This is a genomic window from Janthinobacterium sp. (assembly GCF_031995485.1).
Lineage (GTDB): Bacteria > Pseudomonadota > Gammaproteobacteria > Burkholderiales > Burkholderiaceae_D > Janthinobacterium.
In genome coordinates, this window is sequence record NZ_DAMAGB010000003.1 from 158,697 (window position 1) to 179,367 (window position 20,671).

Sequence of the window (20,671 nt, forward strand, 5' to 3'; positions counted from 1 at the left end):
AAAAAAACAGTGCTTAATGCAAGCGGAACGTGCGTTTGAATTGAAACAGATCATTACAAAGCGGGTTTTTCATAAATATTCGCCACCTTGCGCAAAATGAAACACAATACACACTTCTGATGTCGCAAGCTTAGGAATCTGCCATGCGTATTTTACTTGCCGAAGATGACAGCGTGCTGGCCGACGGGCTGACCCGCTCGCTGCGCCAGTCCGGCTATGCCATCGACTGCGTCAAGAATGGCCAGGAAGCCGACACGGCCCTGTCTACCCAGGAATTCGACCTGCTGATTCTCGACCTGGGCTTGCCCAAGCTGAGCGGCCTGGAAGTGCTGCGCCGCCTGCGCGCCCGCGCTTCCTTGCTGCCGGTGCTGATCCTGACGGCCGCCGATTCCATCGAACAACGCGTCAACGGCCTCGATCTCGGTGCCGATGATTATATGGCCAAGCCGTTCGCCTTGTCGGAACTGGAGGCAAGAGTGCGCGCCCTGACCCGCCGCGGCGCCGGCGGCGGCGCCACCGTCATCAAGCACGGTCCGCTCAGCTATGACCAGGTGGGCCGCAGCGCCTATATCAACGAGCAGATGATCGACCTGTCGGCGCGCGAACTGGGCCTGCTGGAAATCCTGCTGGGCCGCACCGGCCGCCTCGTTTCCAAAGAGCAACTGGTGGACCACCTGTGCGAATGGGGCGAAGAGGTATCGAACAACGCCATCGAGGTGTATGTGCACCGGCTGCGCAAGAAGATTGAAGTGGGCGGCGTGCGCATCGCCACCGTGCGCGGCCTCGGCTACTGCCTGGAAAAATATTCGGAAGCGCGCGTCAACGCCGAGACTGGCGACGCGGCCAAGTGAAGCCGCGCGCTGCGCCAGCCGACGAGGTGGCGGACGACGACTGGTACGAGCCGCCCACCAGCGAGCAGGACGAGACCATCCAGCATTCGCTGTTCGGCGAAATCCTCGACTGGATGCTGGCGCCGCTGCTGCTGCTGTGGCCGATGAGCATCGCCATCACCTATCTGGTGGCCAAGGGCATCGCCAACCAGCCGTTCGACCACGCGCTGGAAGACAATGTCACCATGCTGGTGCAGCAATTCAAGCAGACCGATGGCGCGCAAGCCGGCCCCGCGCCCGGGCAAGGCAAATCGGCGCGCGACATGCTGCGCGGCGACGATGTCGACGCCGTGTATTACCTGGTGCTCGACCAGCAGGGCCGCTATGTCACGGGCGACCGCGACCTGCCGCCGCCGCAGGATGCCGAGCGCTACCGCAGCGGCATGGTGCTGTTTCGCAACGACAATGTACATGGCACGCCCGTGCGCGTGGCCTTTTCGTATATCGACACGCCCGATGCGGCCGCGGATGCCGGCGATGACGGCCGTGCGCTGGTGCAGGTGGCCGAGACGCTGGAAAAGCGTGCCCAGCTGGCCAACGAAATCATCAAGGGCGTGATCCTGCCGCAGTTCATCATCCTGCCGATCATCCTGGCGCTGGTCTGGTTTGCGCTGGCGCGCGGCTTGTCGCCGCTGGCGCAATTGCAGGAACGCATACGCGCGCGCCCGCCCGACGATCTGTCGCCGATCGACTCGGGCCAGGTACCCGAAGAAATCACGCCGCTGGTCGGCTCGCTCAACGACATGCTGTCGCGCCTGTCGCTGTCGATCGACATGCAGAAGCGCTTTATTGCCGACGCCGCGCACCAGATGAAAACGCCGCTGGCCGGCATGCGCATGCAGTCCGAACTGGCCCTGCGCCAGACCGACCAGGACGAAATCCACCGTTCGCTGCTGCAGCTGGCGAAAAGCTCGGAGGCGGCCACGCGCCTGGTCAACCAGCTGCTGGCGCTGGCGCGCGCGGAAAACCAGCCGCAGGCAGGCACCGCCTTCGAGGCCATCGAACTGAGCGAGCTGGCGCGCGCCGTGGTGCACGACTGGGTACAAGCCTCGTTTGCCCATCAGATCGACCTGGGTTTCGAGCAGCCCGCGCATCCGGTCATGATTTCCGGCAATTCCATGATGCTGCGCGAACTGCTGGGCAACCTGATCGACAATGCGCTGCGCTACACGCCGCTTGGGGGCAGCGTGACGGTGCGCGTGCGCGCCACGCCGGACATGGCGATCCTGGAAGTGGAAGACACCGGGCCCGGCATCCCGCAAGCCGAGCGCGCCCACGTGTTCGAACGGTTTTACCGCATTCTTGGCAGCAATGTCGACGGCAGCGGCCTGGGCCTGGCGATCGTGCGCGAAATCGCCCAGCAGCACGGCGCCGACGTTGATATCTTCAACAATCCGCGCGCGCAGACGCCGAAATGGCCGGGCACCCTGCTGCGCCTGTCGATCGCCCTGCTGCCGCCGGAAGCACCGCACGAGGACGACATCACGTATGGGTAAGCAACAACTGGCGCCGGACGCGCGCGCCATCCTGCTGACGCGCCGCGCCGCGCACTGGCAGGCCACGCAGCGCCTGACGATCGTCCTGCTGCTGGTGTGGCTGCTGACGGGTTTCCTGACCGTGTTTTATGCGCGCGAACTGCTGCACTTGCAGCTGTTCGGCTGGCCGCTGCCGTTCTACATGGCGGCCCAGGGCGCCTCGCTGGTGTACCTGGCCATCATCGGCTGCTATGCCTGGCGCATGCGCCGGCTCGACCAGCAGTTCCATGCCGGAGACGCACCATGAAGACCGGTACGACTGCGCAGCGCAGTTTCTTCCAGCGCCTGTGCCGCTACTATCTGCTGTTTGCCGCCGGCTTTGCCGCTTTTCTATTGGCGCTGACGGTGCTGGAACAGGAAGGCATGTCGCGCGTGTGGATCGGCTATCTGTTCATGTTTGCCACGATTACCCTGTATGCCACCATCGGCGTCATCAGCCGCACCTCGAACGTCACCGAATACTATGTGGCGGGGCGGCGCGTGCCGGCCCTGTTCAACGGCATGGCCACGGCCGCCGACTGGATCTCGGCGGCCAGCTTCATCAGCCTGGCCGGCGGCCTGTACCTGAACGGCTTCGACGGCCTGGCCTTCATCATGGGCTGGACCGGCGGCTACTGCCTGGTGTCGCTGCTGATCGCGCCCTACCTGCGCAAGTTCGGCCAGTACACGATTCCCGATTTCCTCGCCGCCCGCTATGCCGGCGGTATGGACGGACGTGGCGCGCCCGTGCGCGTGCTGGCCGTGGCCGCCACCATCGTGGTGTCGTTTACCTATGTGGTGGCGCAGATCTATGCGGTCGGCCTGATCGCCTCGCGCTTTACGGGTGTCGATTTTTCGGTCGGCATCTTCTTGGGCCTGGCCAGCATCCTGGTCTGCTCGTTCCTGGGGGGCATGCGCGCCATTACCTGGACCCAGGTGGCGCAATACATCATCATCGTGGTGGCCTTTCTGATTCCCGCCATGTGGCTGTCGGTCAAGCATGCCGACAATCCCGTGCCGCAGATTGCCTACGGCAAGGTGCTGACGCAGCTGAGCGCGCGCGAACAGGTGCTGAGCAGCGATCCGAAGGAACAGGAGGTGCGCGACATCTACGCCCAGCGCGCGCGCAACTACCAGGCCAGCCTCGATGGCCTGCCCGCCGCGTGGGACGAGGGCCGCCTGGCCATCCAGCGCCAGCTCGACATCCTGCGCAAGCGCAACGCTTCGCTGTTCGATATCCGCAATACCGAGCGCGCCCTGATCGCCTATCCGAAGAGTCCGGAAGAAGCGCGGCTGCAGTGGCAGGCCTCGCTGGCGCTCAACCTCAAGCGGGCCGAGCCGATCACGCCGCATGCGCAGCCGTTTCCCGCACCCGACCGCGCGCAGTCCGATATCAAGCGCAACAATTTCCTGGCGCTGGTGTTCTGCATGATGCTGGGCACGGCCGCGCTGCCGCATATCCTGATGCGCTCATACACCACGCCATCCGTGCACGAAACGCGCGTCTCGGTGTTCTGGACCCTGTTCTTCATCCTGCTGATCTACCTGACGATTCCCGCGCTGGCGGTGCTGGTCAAATACGATATCTATTCGGCCCTGGTCGGCACGCAATACGCGCACCTGCCCACCTGGGTCTCGTACTGGGCCAATGTCGACAAGCTCAGCCCCCTGATCAGCATCGTCGACGTCAACCGCGACGGCGTGGTGCAACTGGCGGAAATTGCCATCGACGCCGACGTGCTGGTGCTGGCCACGCCCGAGATCGCCGGCCTGCCCTACGTGATTTCCGGCCTGGTGGCGGCCGGCGGCCTGGCCGCCGCCCTGTCCACCGCCGACGGCCTGCTGCTGGCCATTTCCAACGCGCTGTCGCACGACATCTATTACAAGGTGGTCGACCCGACCGCCTCGACGCAAAAACGCGTGACGATCTCCAAACTGCTGCTGCTGGCGGTGGCTTTTATCGCCGCCTATGCGGCGTCGCAAAAGCCGGCCGATATTCTGTCGCTGGTGGGCATCGCCTTTTCGCTGGCCGCCTCGACGCTGTTCCCGGCGCTGGTGCTGGGCGTGTTCTGGAAGCGTGCCAACCACCATGGCGCCGTGGCCGGCATGCTGGCCGGCTTTGGCGTGTGCCTGTACTACATGCTGCAGACCAGTCCGATGCTGGGCGGCGGGCCTGCCGGCCAGTGGTTCCATATCGCGCCGATCGCGGCCGGCATCTTCGGCATGCCGGCCGGCATGACGACGGCGGTCCTGGTCAGCCTGCTTACACCGGCACCCAACAGGCGCAGCAGCAGCGGACTGGTCGACCATATCCGGGCCCCGGAGTAGCCAATAATTTATATATTTGATAATATATATCTTTTTATCAATTCAAAAGGACACCATGCTGCTCCAGCATCTGCGCCGCCTTGTATTTGGCGGTTTCTGCCTGCTAGCCACCTGCGCGCTGGCAAGCGGTAATGCATTGGGTAACGCTGCAGCACCGCCGCCGCTGGCCGACTTCTTTGCCAATCCGGAATTCGGTTCGGTCCTGCTGTCGCCCGATGCACGCCACCTGGCCGTGCGCGTGCTGGGACCGAACGGACGCGAGCGGCTGGCCGTCGTCAATGTGGCGGACAACAGCATCAAGGTGGTGGCGCAGTTCGACGATGTCGACGTGGGCGAGGTGGAATGGGTCAATCCGCAGCGCCTGGTGTACGCCACGCGCGACCGCCAGAGCGCGCCGGGCGACCTGCGCTATGCGCCCGGCCTGTACGCCGTCAACCGCGACGGCAGCGAGTTTCGCCAGCTGGCCGAGCGGGGCTTCGCGCCCAACCTGTCGACCTCGATTTACAAGCCCTTGCCGTGGCACACTTACCTGACGGGCCAGCGCGGCGCGCAAAATTCCAACTTCATCCATGTGCGCAGCACCGTCTACACGGCCACGCGCGAGGTCGACTACACGGCCCTGCTGCGCCTTGATACGACGACCGGGCGCAGCACGCCCGTGACGCCGCCCGGCAAGGTGCGCCGCTGGCTGCTGGACCAGGATGGCGAACCGCGCCTGGCGGTGACCAAGGAACGCAATCTCGACACGATCCATTACCGCGACCCGGCCAGCGGCGCCTGGCGCCAGCTGGCCCGGTTCGATGCCTATCTCGGTGGCAAGGATGCGTTTACTCCACTCGCCTTCGGCCCCGACGGCACGCTGTTCGTCAGTGCGCGCCTGGGCAGCGATACGCTGAACCTGCATGCATACGACCTGGCCGCCAACCGCATCGATCCCGCGCCCGTGATGGCACTGCCCGGCTATGATTTCAAGGGCAGCCTGCTGCTGCGCCAGGGCAAGCTGCTCGGTGTGCGCTACCTGGCCGAGAAGACCGGCACGCGCTGGTTCGACCCGGCCATGGCCGCCACCCAGGCCGGCATCGACCGTGCGCTGCCGCAGACCGTCAACCTGATTTCCGTGGCGCCGAAAGGCGAGGCGCCGTTCATGGTGGTGACCTCATATGCGGACGTGCAGCCGGCCACCTTTTCCCTGCTCAACAGCGAAACTGGGCAGCTGACGCCGATCGGCGCATCGCAGCCACGCATCAGGCCCGACCAGATGAGCACGCAACAGCTGGTGCATTACCCGGCGCGCGACGGCTTGCGCATTCCCGCCTGGCTGACGGTGCCGAAACACAGCAGCGGCAAGAATCTGCCGCTGGTGGTGCTGGTGCATGGCGGCCCGTATGTGCGCGGCACGTCCTGGGAATGGGATGGCGAGGTGCAGTTCCTGGCCTCGCGCGGCTACGCCGTGCTGGAACCCGAGTACCGTGGCAGCACCGGTTTTGGCAGCAAGCATTTCCGGGCCGGCTGGAAGCAATGGGGCCTCAAGATGCAGGACGATATCGCCGACGGCGCCCGCTGGGCCATCGCACAGGGCGTGGCCGCCAGCGACCGCATCTGCATCGCCGGCGGCAGCTATGGCGGCTATGCCGCCCTGATGGGACTGGTCAACGATCCTGACTTGTACCGCTGCGGCATCGACCTGGTGGGCGTGACCGATATCGGCCTGCTGTACAGCGGTCACTGGAGCTTCGCCTCGGACATGAGCGACGACTGGAAGCAGTACGGCATGCCCGAGCTGATCGGCGACCCGCTCAAGGATGCCGCGCAGTTCAAGGCCACTTCCCCGCTGGCCCAGGCGGCGCGCATCACCCAGCCGCTGCTGCTGGCCTATGGCGCGCAGGACCGGCGCGTGCCGCTGTACCACGGCAAGCAGTTTTATGCGGCGGTCAGGGAACATAATCCGCAGGTGGAATGGGTGGTGTACGAGGAAGAAGGCCATGGCTGGTCGCTGCCGAAAAACCGCAACGACTTCTGGCGCCGCGCAGAACTTTTCCTGGACAAGCACATCGGAAAAGACCGCCCGGCGGCCAAACAGGAGTAGGCTGGAGGGCCGAACCACTTGCAAGGAAATGCCATGCCGTCCGGAAAAATTCTTGTTGCGCAAGGTGGCGGACCCACCGCCGTCATCAACCAGTCGCTGGTGGGCGTGGTGCTCGAATCGCGCCGTTTCCAGCACGTCACGCGCGTGTATGGCGCGCTGCACGGCGTGCGCGGCATTATCAACGAAGACTTTGTCGACCTGACGCAGGAAACCAGCCACAACCTCGAACTGGTGGCCGCCACGCCGTCGTCGGCGCTGGGCTCCACGCGCGACAAGCCCGATATCGCCTACTGCCAGCAAATCTTCGAAGTGCTGCGCGCGCACGAAATCGAGCACTTCTTTTATATCGGCGGCAATGATTCGTCCGACACGGTGCGCATCGTCAGCGAAGAGGCGCAAAAGGCCGGCTATCCGCTGCGCTGCATCCATATCCCGAAAACCATCGACAACGACCTGGTCGGCAGCGACCATACGCCAGGCTTCCCCTCGGCCGCGCGTTTCGTGGCGCAGGCGTTTGCCGGCGCCAATCTCGACAACGCCGCCCTGCCCGGCGTGTACGTGGGCGTGGTAATGGGCCGGCATGCGGGCTTTCTGACGGCCGCCTCCGCGCTGGGCAAGAAATTTCCCGACGACGGCCCGCACCTGATCTACGTGCCGGAGCGCACGTTCGTGCTGGAACAGTTCCTGGCCGATGTAAAAGCCGTGTACGAAAAACACGGCCGCTGCGTGATCGCCGTCTCGGAAGGCATCCACGATGCGTCCGGCGAGCCGATCGCCAGCCTGCTGGCCAAGGAGGTAGAGCGCGACGCGCACGGCAATGTGCAGTTGTCCGGCACCGGCGCGCTGGCCGACCTGCTGTGCGACGAAATCAAGGTCAAGCTGGGCATCAAGCGCGTGCGCGGCGACACCTTCGGCTATCTGCAACGCTCGTTTATCGGCTGCGTGTCGGATGTGGACCAGCGCGAAGCGCGCGAGGTCGGCGAAAAAGCGGTGCAATACGCGATGTGGGGCGAGCGCGACGGCTCGGTCGCCATCAAGCGCACGGGCTTTTATTCGGTCGACTACGAATTGCTGCCCCTGACCGATGTGGCGGGCAAAACGCGCACCATGGACGACGCATTCATCAGCGACAGCGGCACCGATGTGACGGACGCGTTCCGCCTGTACCTGCGTCCGCTGCTGGGCTCGAAAATGCCGGATGCGTTCCGGCTGCGCTGCGCCAGGGTGGCGAAGATCCTCAAGCCCTGAATGCTGCAGGCGTAAAAAAAGCAGGCTGTTTCAAAGCCTGCTTTTTTCATTGACGCGTGGAACGCTCAGATCACAATCGTTTGATGCTCGTCGCCCACTTGCGCGCGGATCTTGCCGATGGTGTAGACGATCTCGCCCGCTTCTTCCAGCTGCTCGATGGCCGCTGCGGCGTTCTCGGCCGAGACGATCACGGTCATGCCGATGCCGCAGTTGAAGACGCGGTGCATTTCGGCATCGGCCACGCCGCCATGCTGTTGCAGCCAGGTGAACAGCGGTGGCATGGTCCACGATGTGGAGTCCAGCTCGGCCACCAGGCCAGGCTGCAGCACGCGTGGAATGTTTTCCACCAGGCCGCCGCCGGTGATGTGCACCATGCCCTTGACTTCCATCGAAGCCATCAGCGCCAGCAGCGGCTTGACGTAGATGCGCGTTGGCTGCATCAGCACGTCGGCCAGCTTGCGGCCGTGGAAGTCGCCTTCCAGGTCCGGTTTCGCCACTTCGATGATCTTGCGCACCAGCGAGTAACCGTTCGAGTGCACGCCCGACGAGGCCAGGCCCAGCACCACGTCGCCCGGAGCGATCTTGGTGCCGTCGATGATATTGGCTTTTTCCACTGCGCCCACGGCAAAGCCCGCCAGGTCGTATTCACCGGCCGGGTACATGCTCGGCATTTCCGCCGTTTCGCCGCCGATCAGCGCGCAGCCGGCCTGTTCGCAACCCTGGGCGATGCCCTTGATGACGTCGGTGGCGATCGCCACGTCGAGCTTGCCGCAAGCGAAGTAGTCGAGGAAGAACAGCGGTTCGGCGCCTTGCACCAGGATGTCGTTGACGCTCATGGCGACCAGGTCGATGCCGACCGTGTCATGGCGGTTCAGTTCGAACGCCAGGCGCAGCTTGGTGCCCACGCCGTCGGTGCCCGACACCAGCACCGGCTCCTTGTACTTCTTGCTGATTTCGAACATGGCGCCGAAACCGCCCAGGCCGCCCATCACGCCTTCGCGCATGGTGCGCTTGGCGTAAGGCTTGATTGCTTCGACTAAAGCGTCGCCTGCGTCGATATCGACGCCAGCGTCACGGTAGGAAAGGGAAACATTAGAGGTCTGGTTCATGGTGTGGTGGCAGCGGAGGCGGTAAAATAGAAGGCGGAATAGAAGGCGGATATCGAAGGACACGCCCGCGCATGCAAGGCCTGAAACAGGACTTCAAATCTCATGCGAGCGGCGCGCCAGCCGGTCAATCCGGTCGATCAAGACGCTATTTTATCAAACTGACCCCTGAGTTTGTAATTAACTGCCTTTTTTTAACGCAAAATCGGAAACTTCATTGCCGTGGCTGCGACGGATGGCCGCTTTCACGCATCTAAGACGCCACTACCTGTCGTGCAGCTTCTATAATGCATGATTAAAAGCGTCTATCATATCAACATCACAACACTCGCGATGCATACGCAGTAATGAAAAACAGGACAAGGCGTACGCCATGAAACAACTGGTGCTCGATCTAGGCACAGAGCAGGCGCACAGCCTCGATACCTTCGAGGTGGGACAGAATGCCGAAGTGGCGCAGCTGATGCGCCAGTTCGCCGCGCGCACGTCGCGCGAACATTTTGCCTATCTGTGGGGCGAACTGGCGGCCGGCAAGAGCCATCTGCTCAAGGCCCTGGCCAGCACCGAGCGCGCGCGCTATATCTCGCCGTTCTCGATCGAGTCCGAATTCGTGTATTCCCCCGAGGTCGACCTGTACCTGCTCGACGACTGCGAAAAACTCTCGCCGCTGGCGCAGATCGACGCGTTTGCCCTGTTCAATGAAATCCGCGCCAACCAGGCCTACATGGTGTGCAGCGGCGCCGTGCCGCCGGCCGTGCTGCCGGTGCGCGAAGACCTGCGCACGCGCATGGGCTGGGGCCTGATCTACCAGATCCATGGCCTGACGGACGATGAAAAGATCGCCGCGCTGACCCAGGCTGCCACCACCCGCGGCTTGACCTTGTCGCCGGGCGTGTTACCCTATCTGCTGTCCCATTTCCGGCGCGACATGCGTTCGCTGTCGACGATGCTGGACTCACTCGACCTCTACTCCCTTGAAACCCAACGTCCGATCACCTTGCCCTTGTTGCGCGAGTTGTTGCAGGCGGAAGCGAAAGAATGATGAATCTGGCCCTGTTTGACCTCGACCATACCCTGCTGCCCATCGACTCCGATCACGAGTGGGGCGAATTCCTGGTACGCGCCGGCGTGGTGGACGCCGCCGAATTCACCCGCCGCAACGACGGCTTTTTTGCCCAGTACCAGGCCGGCACGCTGGACGCCGTGGAATACCTGGAATTCGCGCTGGGCAACCTGGCGCAATTCCCGCGCGCGCGCCTCGACGAACTGCATGCGCAGTTCATGCAGGAAGTGGTGCTGCCGGCGATCCGTCCCGAAGTGCTGGCGCTGCTGAAACAGCACCAGGACGCGGGCGACCTGATCGCCATCGTCACGGCCACCAACCAGTTCGTCACCAAGCCGATCGCCGCCGCGCTCGGCGTCGAGCACCTGATCGCCGCCATGCCGGAATACGACGAAGCCGGCAATGTCACGGGCAAACTGATCGGCACGCCGACGCTGGGCGCCGGCAAGCTGACCCACACCCACGCCTGGCTGGAAAAGCTGGGCAAGGAACTGGGCCATTTCGAGCGCAGCTATTTCTACAGCGATTCGCATAACGACATTCCCCTGCTGTCGGTGGTGACCCATCCCGTCGCGACCAACCCCAACGCCGCCTTGAGCGCACACGCATCCCTCCACGGCTGGCCATCACTTCACTTATTCAATGATTAAAAAATTCATCCGCAAGATCCTCGGCGTTAAAAAAGAGGCAGCGCGCGACACCACGGTAGCCACCGTGCTCGGTCCCGCGCAACACGGAATCGATCCGAAACTGGTGACCTCGAACGCCATCCGCGTCACCAGCAGCCTGCAGGAAGCGGGCTTCGAAGCGTTCGTGGTGGGCGGCGCCGTGCGCGACCTGCTGCTGGGCGTCAAACCCAAGGACTTCGACATCGCCACCAACGCCACGCCGGAACAGGTCAAGCGCTTGTTCCGCCGCGCCTTCATCATCGGCAAGCGCTTCCAGATCGTGCACGTGATGTTCGGCCAGGACCTGCTGGAAGTGACGACCTTCCGCGGCGCCGGCGCCGACTCGGCGCCGAAAGATGAACATGGCCGCGTGCTGCGCGACAATACCTTCGGCCTGCAGCACGAAGACGCGCTGCGCCGCGACTTCACCATCAACGCCATGTACTACAACCCGGCCACGCAGGAAGTGCTGGACTACCATGGCGGCGTGGAAGACATCCGCGCCAGGACGCTGCGCATGATCGGCAAGCCCGAAGAGCGCTACCGCGAAGACCCGGTGCGCATGCTGCGCGTGGTGCGCTTTGCAGCCAAGCTCAAATTCGACATCGAACCGCATACGGCCGAACCGATCGCCATCATGGCGCCGCTGATCAACAATGTGCCGGCGCCGCGCGTGTTCGACGAAATGCTCAAATTGCTGATGAGCGGCCATGCGCTGGCCTGCCTGCAGCAGCTGCGCAAGGAAGGCCTGCATCACGGTCTGCTGCCGCTGCTCGACGTGGTGCTGGAGCAGCCGCTGGGCGCGAAATTCGTCACGCTGGCGCTGGACGCCACCGATCAACGCATCGCCGCCGGCAAGACCGTGTCGCCGGGCTTTTTGTTTGCCTCGCTGCTGTGGCACCAGGTGCTGGAAAAATGGACTGCCTACCGCGCCGCCGGAGAGTCGACGATACCCGCGCTGCACCTGGCGGCCGACGACGTGCTCGATTCGCAGACGGAAAAACTGGCGCTGCAGCGCAAGATCGGCTCGGACATGCGCGATATCTGGTCGATGCAGCCGAGATTTGAACGCCGCGTCGGCAAGGCGCCGCATAAATTGCTCGAGCATTTGCGCTTCCGTGCCGGCTACGACTTCCTGCTGCTGCGCTGCGCCTCGGGCGAGATCGAGATGGAAATCGGCGAGTGGTGGACCGCGTTCTACGAAGGCGATGAAGAGACGCGCGAAGCGCTGCTGGCCAGTGCCAATGCCGCACCCGGCGCCGTCAAGAAAAAGCGTCCGCCACGCCGCGGCACGCGCAGCAAGACCAGTGCGGCCAGCACCAGCGGCAGCACCCACGAGGAGTAATCAGCGTCATGGCGCAGGTAACCGCTTACATCGGCATCGGGGCCAACCTGGGCGATGCGCGCGCGAACGTCGCCGACGCCATCGCGCGCCTGGCGCACCTGCCCGGCGCCACGCTCGTCGCTGCCTCGGCCAGCTACCGCACGGCGCCCATCGATTCGAGCGGCGACGACTATATCAACGCCGTGGCGCGCATCACCACTACCCTGCCGGCCGAAGCACTGCTGCTGGCGCTGCACGCGATCGAAGCGGCGCACGGCCGCGAACGCCCCTACCGCAATGCGCCCCGCACGCTGGACCTGGACCTGCTGCTGTATGGCGCGGAACAGATTGCCAGCACCACCTTGACGGTGCCGCATCCGCGCCTTACCGAGCGCGCCTTCGTGCTGGTGCCGCTGCTGGAGCTGGCGCCGGCGATTACCGTGCCGGGCAAAGGTGCGGCCAGCGATTATCTCGCTGGCGTGGCCGGCCAGGCCATCAGCCGGCTCTGACATTCCCGTCAAGCTTGCTCTACAATGCCGCCCTGCGCGGCGCGGCATAAAGGTCTACACTAGCGGCGTCGTACCCCTTTTACTCTAGAGAATACCTATGTCCGCTTATTTGCAAGGAACCGATCTGGCCGCCAAAGAGAAGGCCGGTGCACCTGCGCCCGCCCCGGCGCCATCCAAGCCTGTCGCCAACAAGGCCGTGACCATCCACACGCTGGCCACCCTGCGCGCCGCCGGCGAAAAGATCTCCATGCTGACCTGCTACGACGCCAGCTTCGCGTCGCTGATGGACCGCTGCGGCGTCGAGATCCTGCTGATCGGCGATTCGCTCGGCATGGTCTGCAATGGCCACAATTCCACCCTGCCCGTCACGGTGGCCGAAATGGCGTATCACACGGCGTCGGTGGCGCGCGGCAGCAAGAGCGCCATGGTGATGGCCGACCTGCCGTTCGGCGCGTATGGCACGCTGGAGACGGCCTACGCCAACGCCGTGATCCTGATGCAGGCCGGCGCGCACATGATCAAGATCGAAGGCGGCGCCTGGCTGGCCGACACGGTCAAATTCCTGACCGAGCGCGGCATCCCCATCTGCGCCCATATCGGCCTGACGCCGCAGTCGGTGCACCAGCTGGGCGGCTATAAAGTGCAGGGCAAGAGCACGGAAAGCGCCACGGAACTCAAGAACGACGCGCTGGCGCTGCAGAACGCGGGCGCCGCCATCGTGCTGATGGAAGCGATGCCGGCGCAATTGGGCAAGGAAGTGACCGAGATGCTGACGATTCCGACCATCGGCATCGGTGCCGGTCCCGACTGCTCGGGCCAGGTACTGGTCATGCACGACATGCTGGGCGTATTCCCGGGCCGCAAAGCGCGCTTCGTGCGCAACTTCATGGAAGGCGCGAGCAGCATCGACGAGGCCGTGATCGGCTATGTCAAAGCCGTCAAGGATGGCAGTTTCCCGGCGCTGGAACACTGCTTCTGATGTAGCTTGCCTGTCGGCTTGCGCGCTGCGCGCCAAGCCGACCTGCGAAACCATCCATGCCGTAGGTCGGGTAGGTCGGATTAGGCCGCAGGCCGTAATCCGACACCACCACCAGCCTCAAACAACACACTTCCCCCGCCCGATAGCAGCCTACCCCTGGTCGAGCATATACGCCGCCGACATCTGCCGCCGGCGCCGGCGCTCGCTGCGCGCCAGCATCACGGCATAGATAATCACGGCAATCGTCACCACCAGGATCGTCAGCGCGGCAATCGCGTTCACCCGCGGATCGAGCCCCAGCCGCGCGCGCGAAAAGATCACCAGCGGCATGGTGGTGGAACCGGGGCCAGACAAAAACGCCGACAGCACCACGTCGTCCAGCGACAGCGTAAATGTGAGCAGCCAGCTTGATGCCAGCGCCTGCGTGATATTGGGCAGCGTCACCAGGAAAAACACCTGGTGCGCGCGGCAGCCCAGGTCCATCGCCGCTTCGCTCAGGGACTTGCTCATCTCCTGCAGCCGCGACTGCACCACCACGGTGGCATAGGCCATGCCCAGCAGGGTGTGGCCCAGCCAGATGGTCGCCACGCCGCGTTCAGGGAAGCCGAACACCTTCTGCATCGACACCAGCATCAGCAGCAGCGACAGGCCGATAATCACTTCGGGCATGACCAGCGGCGCGCTGACCATGGACGAGAACAGCGTGCGGCCCCTGAAGCGCTGGTAGCTGGTCAGCGCAAAGGCGGCAAAAGTACCGAGGATGACAGACGACGTGGCCGACATGAAGGCGATCTTCAGCGACAGGCCGAAACCCGAAATGATCTCCGTATCGCTCATCAGCTCCTGGTACCAGCGCAGGGAAAAACCGGTCCATACCATGTCCTGGCGCGAGCTGTTGAACGAGAACACGACCAGCACGATGATGGGCAGGTAGAGGAACAGATAGCCGAGCGACAGCCAGCCACGGCCGAACCAGCGCTGCAGGAAAGTACGCCCGTTCATTGCTTCTCTCCCTGGTTCTGGTCCGTCTTGTATTTGTTAAAGATCGCCATCGGCACCAGGATCAGCAGGATCACCAGCACCGTTACCGACGAGGCCATGGCCCAGTCGTTATTGGTGAAATATTCGTCCCACAGCACGCGGCCGATCATCAGCGTTTCCGGGCCGCCGAGCAGCTCGGGAATCACGTATTCGCCCACCGACGGAATAAAGACCAGCATGGCGCCGGCGATAATGCCCGACTTCGACAGCGGCACCGTGATGCGCCAGAACGCCTGCAGCGGCGTGGCGCCCAGGTCGGCCGCCGCTTCCAGGAAGCGCATGTCCATTTTCACCAGGTTGGCGTACAGCGGCAGGATCATGAACGGCAGGTAGGCGTAGACCATGCCGACCACCAGCGAGAACGAAGTGTTCATCATCTGCACGGGTTCCGTCACCGCGCCCAGCGCGATCAGCAGGTCGTTCAGCAGGCCGTGGTTGGCCAGGATGCCCTTCCACGCATACACGCGCAGCAGGAACGAGGTCCAGAACGGCAGCATCACCAGCATCATCAGGATCGGCCGCGTCGACGGTTTGGCGCGCGCCATGAAGTAGGCAAACGGGTAGCCGACCACCAGGCAGATGGCGGTGGTGATGGCCGCATACTTGATCGAACTGAGATAAGTGAGCAGGTACAGTTCATCGGCGGCGATAAACAGGTAGTTTGCCACTTTTACCTTCAGCACCACGATGCCGTCGACATACGACAGCAGGCCGCCGAACGGGCTGCCGGCCGTGTCCATGTCGGACAGGCTGATGCGCAGCACGATCAGAAACGGGATCAGGAAGGCGGCGGTCAGGAACAGCGCCGGCACGGCGATAACGGCATTGCGCCCGGTGGCCCAACGCAGGGTCAGCAGATTGCGCAGCGAATGCAGAAGAGAATTCATGCAGGCCTCAGCTGGTCAGCACGACGATGTCGGCGCCATCCCACCAGACCCAGACGCGCTGCTCGCGCTCGAGGCGCGACACGTCATGGCGCGCCGCATTGGTGCGCGACACCTTCACCACCGTGCCGCTGTCGAGGCGCACATGGTAGCTGGTCTCGTTGCCGAAATACGCCATGGCGACGATCACGCCCTGGGCGCAGTTGTAGCCATGTTCCGCCGCCGAGGCGCGTTCCTCCAGCGAGGGCGCGTCGGGCTGGATACCGATTTTTTCGGGGCGCACCGCCACCGACACATCCATGCCCAGGTTGCCGGTGATGCCGTGCGCGACGTAATGGCGCCCTTCCGGCGTATCGACCACCACGTGATCGGGTTCGTCTTCCGTGATGCGGCCGTCGAACAGGTTGACGCTGCCGATAAAGTCGGCCACGAAGCGGCAGTTCGGCGTCTCGTAGATTTCGCCGGGCGCGCCCACCTGCAGGATGCGCCCTTCGCTCATCACGGCGATGCGCGTGGCCATGCTCATCGCCTCGTCCTGGTCGTGCGTGACCATCACGCAGGTAACGCCTACCTGCTCGATGATATTGACCAGTTCCATCTGCGTGCGCTCGCGCAGTTTTTTATCCAGCGCGCCCAGCGGCTCGTCGAGCAGCAGCAACTGCGGCCGCTTGGCCAGGCTGCGCGCCAGCGCCACGCGCTGCTGCTGGCCGCCGGACAATTGATGCGGCTTGCGCTTCGCATACGGCGTCAGCTGCACCAGCGCCAGCATCTGCTCGACGCGCGCGCTGATGTCCCCCTTCGGCAGGCCGTCGCGGCGCAGGCCGAACGCGATGTTGTCCCATACGGACAAGTGCGGGAACAGCGCATACGACTGGAACATCATGTTGATCGGCCGCTGGTGCGGCGGCACGTCGACGATGCTGCTGCCTCCAAGCTCGATGCGGCCGGAGGTCGGCGTCTCGAAACCGGCCAGCATGCGCAGCAGGGTCGACTTGCCGCAGCCTGAACTGCCCAGCAGGGCAAAGATCTCGCCCTGGTTGATGCTCACGGAAATATCATTGACCGCGCGCACGCCGTCGAATTCCTTGACCAGCTGGTCTATCAGCAGGAATGGCGCTCGGGCGTCGCTGGCCGACGCGGCAGATGTTGCTATCGTCATGGGTGGGTAGCTTGGAATGGGGTGAACAATGAAAAACTGGCCGCTACAAAGAGCGGCCAGGATGGAAGTTTAGCGGAACTGCTGCCAGAGCGCTCCAGAAAATGCAGTAAGCGCCCTGATTTTGGTGTAAATCCTACACCCAGCCCTTGGCCTGCACATCCGCATAGGTCTGGTCCAGGCAAACCCGGATCAGGTCCGTCATCTCGTCGATCTGCGCGCGCGTCATCACCAGCGGCGGCGCGACGATCATGCGCTCGCCCACGGCGCGCATGATCACGCCGTTGTCGAACATGTGGCCGCGGCAGATCATGCCCACGCCCTGCTCCTCGTCGAACAGTTCGTTCTCGTGCACGGTGGCGCCCTTCCTGCGCACCAGGTTCAGGCCTGCCACCAGGCCGCAGCTGTCCGCATACCCCACCAGCGGATGGTCAGCCAGCGCGGCGAAGCGCTCTTTCAGATACGGCCCCGTATCCTCTGCCACCTTCTGCACCAATCCTTCTTCTTCGATGATGCGGATATTTTCCAGCGCCGCCGCGCACGCCACCGGGTGGCCCGAGTACGTGTAGCCGTGCGTGAATTCGCCGCCCTTCCCGATCAGAACGCGCGCCACGCGCTCGCCCACCATCACGCCACCCAAAGGCACGTAGCCGGAGGTGACGCCCTTGGCGAACGTGATCAGGTCCGGCTTGATGCCAAACAGTTCGGAGCCGAACCAGCGGCCCAGGCGGCCGAAGCCGCAGATCACTTCATCGGCGATCAGGAGGATGCCGTACTTGTCGCAGATACGCTGGATTTCGGGCCAGTAGGTCGACGGCGGAATGATCACGCCGCCCGCGCCCTGCACCGGTTCGCCGATAAAGGCCGCCACCTTGTCGGCGCCCACTTCCAGGATCTTTTCTTCCAGCCAGCCGGCAGCCTTCAGGCCGAATTCCTCGGGCGTGAGACCCTGGCCCGCTTCCAGGTAATTGGGCTGGCCGATATGCACGATGCCGGGGATCGGCAGGCCGCCCTGCGCATGCATGCCATCCATGCCGCCCAGCGACGCCCCTGCCACCGTGCTGCCGTGATAGGCGTTGTGGCGGCTGATAATGGTGTGGCGCTCCTTGTAGCCGAGCAGGTCCCAGTAGCGGCGCACCATGCGCAGGTTGGTGTCGTTCGCTTCCGAGCCGGAGCTGGTAAAGAACACATGCTCGAACTGCGGCGGCGAGATCTGCGCCAGCTTGGCCGCCAGCTGCGCGGCCGGCAGGTTGGTAGTGCCAAAGAAGCTGTTATAGAACGGCAGCGTTTCCATCTGCTGGTAGACCGCTTGCGAGATCGAGGTGCGGCCATAGCCGACATTGACGCACCACAGGCCCGACATGCCGTCGACGATCTTCTTGCCCTGGCTGTCCCACAGGTAGACGCCCTCGCCGCGCACCATCACGCGCGCGCCCTTGGCGGCCAGGTCCTGGAAATCGGTAAATGGATGCAGGTAGTGGGCCGAGTCCATCTTCTGGATGGCGGCCGTGTCATACACCTGCGGCGTGGCGTTTTTCTGCGCCACCGAGGCGATAAAGGCGGCGCTCGGCGCCAGCGGATTGTTATTTGTATTCATAGGTGATTCCTTATACGTGCAATAACAGGTGTTCGCGTTCCCACGGACTGATGACGGTCATGAACTCCTGGTGTTCCAGGTCCTTGATGGCCGCATACACGTCGATGAATCGGTCGCCCAGCACCGTGCGCAGCTTGTCTTCGCCGCGCAGCAGCTGCAGCGCTTCCGGCAGGCCTTGCGGCAGTTCGAACTTCATGTCGTAGGCGCTGCCGACCATCATCGGCGTCGCTTCCAGCTGTTCCGTCATGCCCAGGTAGCCGCAGGCCAGCGTGACGGCCAGTGCCAGGTAAGGGTTGGCATCGGCGCCGATAATGCGGTTTTCCACGCGCCGGTCCTGCACCCCCGATTCGGGCACGCGGAAACCGACAGTACGGTTATCGAGGCCCCACTGGATATTGATCGGCGCTGCCGTATGGCGCACGATGCGGCGATACGAATTCACATACGGTGCGACGATCGCCATGGCCGACGGCATATAGCGCTGCAGGCCGGCGATATAGTGCTTGAAGATCGGCGCGGCCGAGCCGTCCTCGTTGCTGAAGATGTTCAGGCCCGTTTTCGCATCGACCACGCTCTGGTGCACATGCATGGCCGACCCGGGCTCGCCGGCCATCGGCTTGGCCATGAAAGTGGCATACATGTCGTGCTTCAGGGCCGCTTCGCGCAGGGTGCGCTTGAAGAAGAACACCTTGTCGGCCAGGCCCAGCGGATCGCCGTGCAGGAAGTTGATTTCCATCTGGCCGGCGCCGATCTCGTGGATCAGGGTGTCGACGTCGAGGTTCATCAGTTCGCAGTAATCGTAGATATCTTCGAACAGCGGATCGAACTCGTTGACGGCATCGATGCTGTACACCTGGCGGCTGGTCTCGGCGCGGCCGCTGCGGCCGATCGGCGGTTTCAGCGGCAAGTCCGGATCGGTATTTTTCGCCGTCAGGTAGAACTCGAGTTCGGGCGCCACCACCGGCTTCCAGCCCTTGTCCGCATATAGTTTGAGCACGCGGCGCAGCACCGATCTCGGGGCGAAATCGACCAGCGCGCCATCGGCAAAATAGCAATCGTGGATCACCTGGGCGGTCGGGTCGGTGGCCCACGGCACCATGGTGATGGTGGTGGGGTCGGCCTTTAAAATCATGTCGCGGTCGGTGCTGGAAATGGCGCGGTCATAGCCGCCGTCGTCGACCGGGTAATTGCCCGTTACCGTCATGCCCAGCACGGCCTCCGGGATGCGCATGCCGCGCTCCTGGGTGAATTTCCCGCGCGGCAGGATCTTGCCGCGCGCCACGCCCGTCAGGTCGGGCACCAGGCATTCGATTTCCGTGACCCGCTTTTCATTGAGCCACAGGTCCATATCGGTATAAGTGAAGTTCTCGCGTATCGCCATCTCGTCCATCCTCTCGCCGGTCTTGATCAAGCGCCGCCCATCACCGCTGCGGCGCGCTTTTTTTGCTTCCTTATTCTGTCTGTCCGTGTTGCGCATGCCGGTAGTCGCGGCAAGCCTGGCCGAAAGCTTCGAACAGCCGCATCGATTGCGGGTTGTCCGCTACCTGCCATTCAGGATGCCACTGCACGCCCAGCGCAAAGCCGGGCGTGCCCGCCACCGTCCAGGCTTCCACCAGGCCGTCGTCGGCCAGCGCTTCCACCAGCAGGCCGTCGGCCAGCCGGGCAATACCCTGGCCATGCAGGGAATTGACCATCATCTCGCTCTCGCCACCAAGGATGCGAGACAGCAGCGCGCCGGGCGTCAGGCGGACCCGGTGCGCCGGCGCATACTGGCGCGCCAGGGTGTCATGGATATTTTCGCGGTGGTCCTGCATGCCGGGCACCGCATGCACGGCCTGGTGCAGCGAGCCGCCGAGCGCCACGTTGACCTCCTGGAAGCCGCGGCAGATCGCAAACAAAGGCAGCTGGCGCGCCAGCGCGGCGTGGATCAGGGGCATGGTGGTGGCATCGCGCGCCGGGTCCTGCGGCAGTTCGGGCAATTCGATCTGCTGGCCGTACAGCCGCGCATCGACATTCGAGGCGGAGCCGGTCAGCAGCACGCCGTCGGCAATCTGCAGCGCCGCGTCCAGGTCGGCGTCCTTGCCGAAGGCAGGCAGCACCAGCGGCATGCAGCCGGACGCATGCAACACCGCATGCAGGTATTTATCCTGCACCGTGTGATACGCGTGGCTGCCCAGCTGGCGGTGGCAGGCGGGAACAAGGACGATGGGACGGCGCATGGGTTTTGCTCTCGATAGCGTGATGATCCTGTTGGTTGGCTGCACGATGCAGCGCCTTC

18 protein-coding genes are annotated in these 20,671 nt (G+C 63.7%); 11 read left to right on the plus strand and 7 right to left on the minus strand.

From position 1 onward, the window contains the following. Positions 1–143 precede the first annotated feature (143 nt). Genes RTQ46_RS03745 through RTQ46_RS03770 form a run of 6 tightly spaced genes read left to right on the plus strand, consistent with a single transcriptional unit; the run spans position 144 to position 8,066 of the window. Positions 144–851 carry a response regulator transcription factor gene (locus tag RTQ46_RS03745; RefSeq protein ID WP_312434689.1) on the plus strand — a complete coding sequence of 236 codons (708 nt, stop codon included), beginning with the start codon at positions 144–146 and terminating at the stop codon, positions 849–851. Then, positions 848–2,386 (plus strand): sensor histidine kinase N-terminal domain-containing protein, encoded by a 1,539-nt coding sequence (locus RTQ46_RS03750; RefSeq protein WP_312434691.1) that lies wholly within the window; start codon positions 848–850, stop codon positions 2,384–2,386. Before RTQ46_RS03745 ends, RTQ46_RS03750 begins: the two co-directional genes overlap by 4 nt. Continuing rightward, complete coding sequence (locus RTQ46_RS03755) at positions 2,379–2,672, plus strand: DUF4212 domain-containing protein (RefSeq protein ID WP_312434692.1); 294 nt, start codon at positions 2,379–2,381, stop codon at positions 2,670–2,672. The genes RTQ46_RS03750 and RTQ46_RS03755 overlap by 8 nt, the downstream gene beginning before the upstream one ends. Beyond that, positions 2,669–4,732 carry a sodium:solute symporter family protein gene (locus RTQ46_RS03760; RefSeq protein ID WP_312434693.1) on the plus strand — a complete coding sequence of 688 codons (2,064 nt, stop codon included), beginning with the start codon at positions 2,669–2,671 and terminating at the stop codon, positions 4,730–4,732. The genes RTQ46_RS03755 and RTQ46_RS03760 overlap by 4 nt, the downstream gene beginning before the upstream one ends. Before the next feature lie 55 nt (positions 4,733–4,787). Continuing rightward, positions 4,788–6,818, plus strand: a complete 2,031-nt coding sequence (locus RTQ46_RS03765) for an alpha/beta hydrolase family protein (protein WP_312434696.1) — start codon at positions 4,788–4,790, stop codon at positions 6,816–6,818. A 33-nt stretch (positions 6,819–6,851) separates the two neighbouring features. After that, positions 6,852–8,066 carry a 6-phosphofructokinase gene (locus tag RTQ46_RS03770; protein ID WP_312434697.1) on the plus strand — a complete coding sequence of 405 codons (1,215 nt, stop codon included), beginning with the start codon at positions 6,852–6,854 and terminating at the stop codon, positions 8,064–8,066. Positions 8,067–8,131: 65 nt separating this feature from the next. Here the strand turns inward: RTQ46_RS03770 and purM are convergent, their stop codons facing one another. Then, positions 8,132–9,175, minus strand: coding sequence for a phosphoribosylformylglycinamidine cyclo-ligase (gene purM / locus RTQ46_RS03775; protein WP_312434698.1), 1,044 nt, complete (start codon positions 9,173–9,175; stop codon positions 8,132–8,134). A 370-nt stretch (positions 9,176–9,545) separates the two neighbouring features. On the opposite strand from purM, the gene hda reads away from it, so the two are divergent. The 5 genes from hda to panB all read left to right on the plus strand — a co-directional run bounded on the left by hda (position 9,546) and on the right by panB (position 13,715). Further along, entirely contained in the window at positions 9,546–10,214 is a 669-nt protein-coding gene (gene hda, locus RTQ46_RS03780; RefSeq protein WP_312434699.1) for a DnaA regulatory inactivator Hda, read from the plus strand. Continuing rightward, positions 10,214–10,885 (plus strand): HAD family hydrolase, encoded by a 672-nt coding sequence (locus RTQ46_RS03785; protein ID WP_312434780.1) that lies wholly within the window; start codon positions 10,214–10,216, stop codon positions 10,883–10,885. The genes hda and RTQ46_RS03785 overlap by 1 nt, the downstream gene beginning before the upstream one ends. Next, complete coding sequence (gene pcnB / locus RTQ46_RS03790; RefSeq protein WP_312434701.1) at positions 10,878–12,248, plus strand: polynucleotide adenylyltransferase PcnB; 1,371 nt, start codon at positions 10,878–10,880, stop codon at positions 12,246–12,248. Before RTQ46_RS03785 ends, pcnB begins: the two co-directional genes overlap by 8 nt. Before the next feature lie 8 nt (positions 12,249–12,256). Further along, a complete protein-coding gene (gene folK, locus RTQ46_RS03795) occupies positions 12,257–12,736 on the plus strand; it encodes a 2-amino-4-hydroxy-6-hydroxymethyldihydropteridine diphosphokinase (protein ID WP_312434702.1) in 480 nt (159 codons plus the stop codon). A 97-nt stretch (positions 12,737–12,833) separates the two neighbouring features. Next, the gene (gene panB / locus RTQ46_RS03800; protein ID WP_312434703.1) at positions 12,834–13,715 is read left to right on the plus strand and encodes a 3-methyl-2-oxobutanoate hydroxymethyltransferase; all 882 of its coding nucleotides are present in this window, start codon (positions 12,834–12,836) and stop codon (positions 13,713–13,715) included. A gap of 150 nt (positions 13,716–13,865) precedes the next feature. Here the strand turns inward: panB and RTQ46_RS03805 are convergent, their stop codons facing one another. The 6 genes from RTQ46_RS03805 to RTQ46_RS03830 all read right to left on the minus strand — a co-directional run bounded on the left by RTQ46_RS03805 (position 13,866) and on the right by RTQ46_RS03830 (position 20,612). Then, complete coding sequence (locus tag RTQ46_RS03805; protein WP_312434704.1) at positions 13,866–14,717, minus strand: ABC transporter permease subunit; 852 nt, start codon at positions 14,715–14,717, stop codon at positions 13,866–13,868. Further along, complete coding sequence (locus tag RTQ46_RS03810; RefSeq protein ID WP_312434705.1) at positions 14,714–15,643, minus strand: ABC transporter permease subunit; 930 nt, start codon at positions 15,641–15,643, stop codon at positions 14,714–14,716. The genes RTQ46_RS03805 and RTQ46_RS03810 overlap by 4 nt, the downstream gene beginning before the upstream one ends. Before the next feature lie 7 nt (positions 15,644–15,650). Next, positions 15,651–16,799, minus strand: a complete 1,149-nt coding sequence (locus RTQ46_RS03815; RefSeq protein WP_312434706.1) for a polyamine ABC transporter ATP-binding protein — start codon at positions 16,797–16,799, stop codon at positions 15,651–15,653. Between the two features lie 133 nt (positions 16,800–16,932). After that, positions 16,933–18,393, minus strand: a complete 1,461-nt coding sequence (locus RTQ46_RS03820) for an aspartate aminotransferase family protein (protein WP_312434707.1) — start codon at positions 18,391–18,393, stop codon at positions 16,933–16,935. Between the two features lie 10 nt (positions 18,394–18,403). Then, the gene (locus RTQ46_RS03825) at positions 18,404–19,774 is read right to left on the minus strand and encodes a glutamine synthetase family protein (RefSeq protein ID WP_308924180.1); all 1,371 of its coding nucleotides are present in this window, start codon (positions 19,772–19,774) and stop codon (positions 18,404–18,406) included. A gap of 70 nt (positions 19,775–19,844) precedes the next feature. Next, positions 19,845–20,612 (minus strand): gamma-glutamyl-gamma-aminobutyrate hydrolase family protein, encoded by a 768-nt coding sequence (locus tag RTQ46_RS03830; RefSeq protein WP_312434708.1) that lies wholly within the window; start codon positions 20,610–20,612, stop codon positions 19,845–19,847. Positions 20,613–20,671 lie beyond the last annotated feature (59 nt).

Coding starts and splice junctions, on each gene's coding strand:
- panB (WP_312434703.1), top strand. CDS start 12,834: ATGTCCGCTTATTTGCAAGGAACCGATCTGGCCGCCAAAGAGAAGGCC.
- RTQ46_RS03825 (WP_308924180.1), bottom strand. CDS start 19,774: ATGGCGATACGCGAGAACTTCACTTATACCGATATGGACCTGTGGCTC.
- RTQ46_RS03760 (WP_312434693.1), top strand. CDS start 2,669: ATGAAGACCGGTACGACTGCGCAGCGCAGTTTCTTCCAGCGCCTGTGC.
- RTQ46_RS03745 (WP_312434689.1), top strand. CDS start 144: ATGCGTATTTTACTTGCCGAAGATGACAGCGTGCTGGCCGACGGGCTG.
- RTQ46_RS03765 (WP_312434696.1), top strand. CDS start 4,788: ATGCTGCTCCAGCATCTGCGCCGCCTTGTATTTGGCGGTTTCTGCCTG.
- hda (WP_312434699.1), top strand. CDS start 9,546: ATGAAACAACTGGTGCTCGATCTAGGCACAGAGCAGGCGCACAGCCTC.
- RTQ46_RS03830 (WP_312434708.1), bottom strand. CDS start 20,612: ATGCGCCGTCCCATCGTCCTTGTTCCCGCCTGCCACCGCCAGCTGGGC.
- RTQ46_RS03805 (WP_312434704.1), bottom strand. CDS start 14,717: ATGAACGGGCGTACTTTCCTGCAGCGCTGGTTCGGCCGTGGCTGGCTG.
- pcnB (WP_312434701.1), top strand. CDS start 10,878: ATGATTAAAAAATTCATCCGCAAGATCCTCGGCGTTAAAAAAGAGGCA.
- RTQ46_RS03785 (WP_312434780.1), top strand. CDS start 10,214: ATGAATCTGGCCCTGTTTGACCTCGACCATACCCTGCTGCCCATCGAC.
- RTQ46_RS03820 (WP_312434707.1), bottom strand. CDS start 18,393: ATGAATACAAATAACAATCCGCTGGCGCCGAGCGCCGCCTTTATCGCC.
- RTQ46_RS03815 (WP_312434706.1), bottom strand. CDS start 16,799: ATGACGATAGCAACATCTGCCGCGTCGGCCAGCGACGCCCGAGCGCCA.
- RTQ46_RS03770 (WP_312434697.1), top strand. CDS start 6,852: ATGCCGTCCGGAAAAATTCTTGTTGCGCAAGGTGGCGGACCCACCGCC.
- folK (WP_312434702.1), top strand. CDS start 12,257: ATGGCGCAGGTAACCGCTTACATCGGCATCGGGGCCAACCTGGGCGAT.
- purM (WP_312434698.1), bottom strand. CDS start 9,175: ATGAACCAGACCTCTAATGTTTCCCTTTCCTACCGTGACGCTGGCGTC.
- RTQ46_RS03810 (WP_312434705.1), bottom strand. CDS start 15,643: ATGAATTCTCTTCTGCATTCGCTGCGCAATCTGCTGACCCTGCGTTGG.
- RTQ46_RS03755 (WP_312434692.1), top strand. CDS start 2,379: ATGGGTAAGCAACAACTGGCGCCGGACGCGCGCGCCATCCTGCTGACG.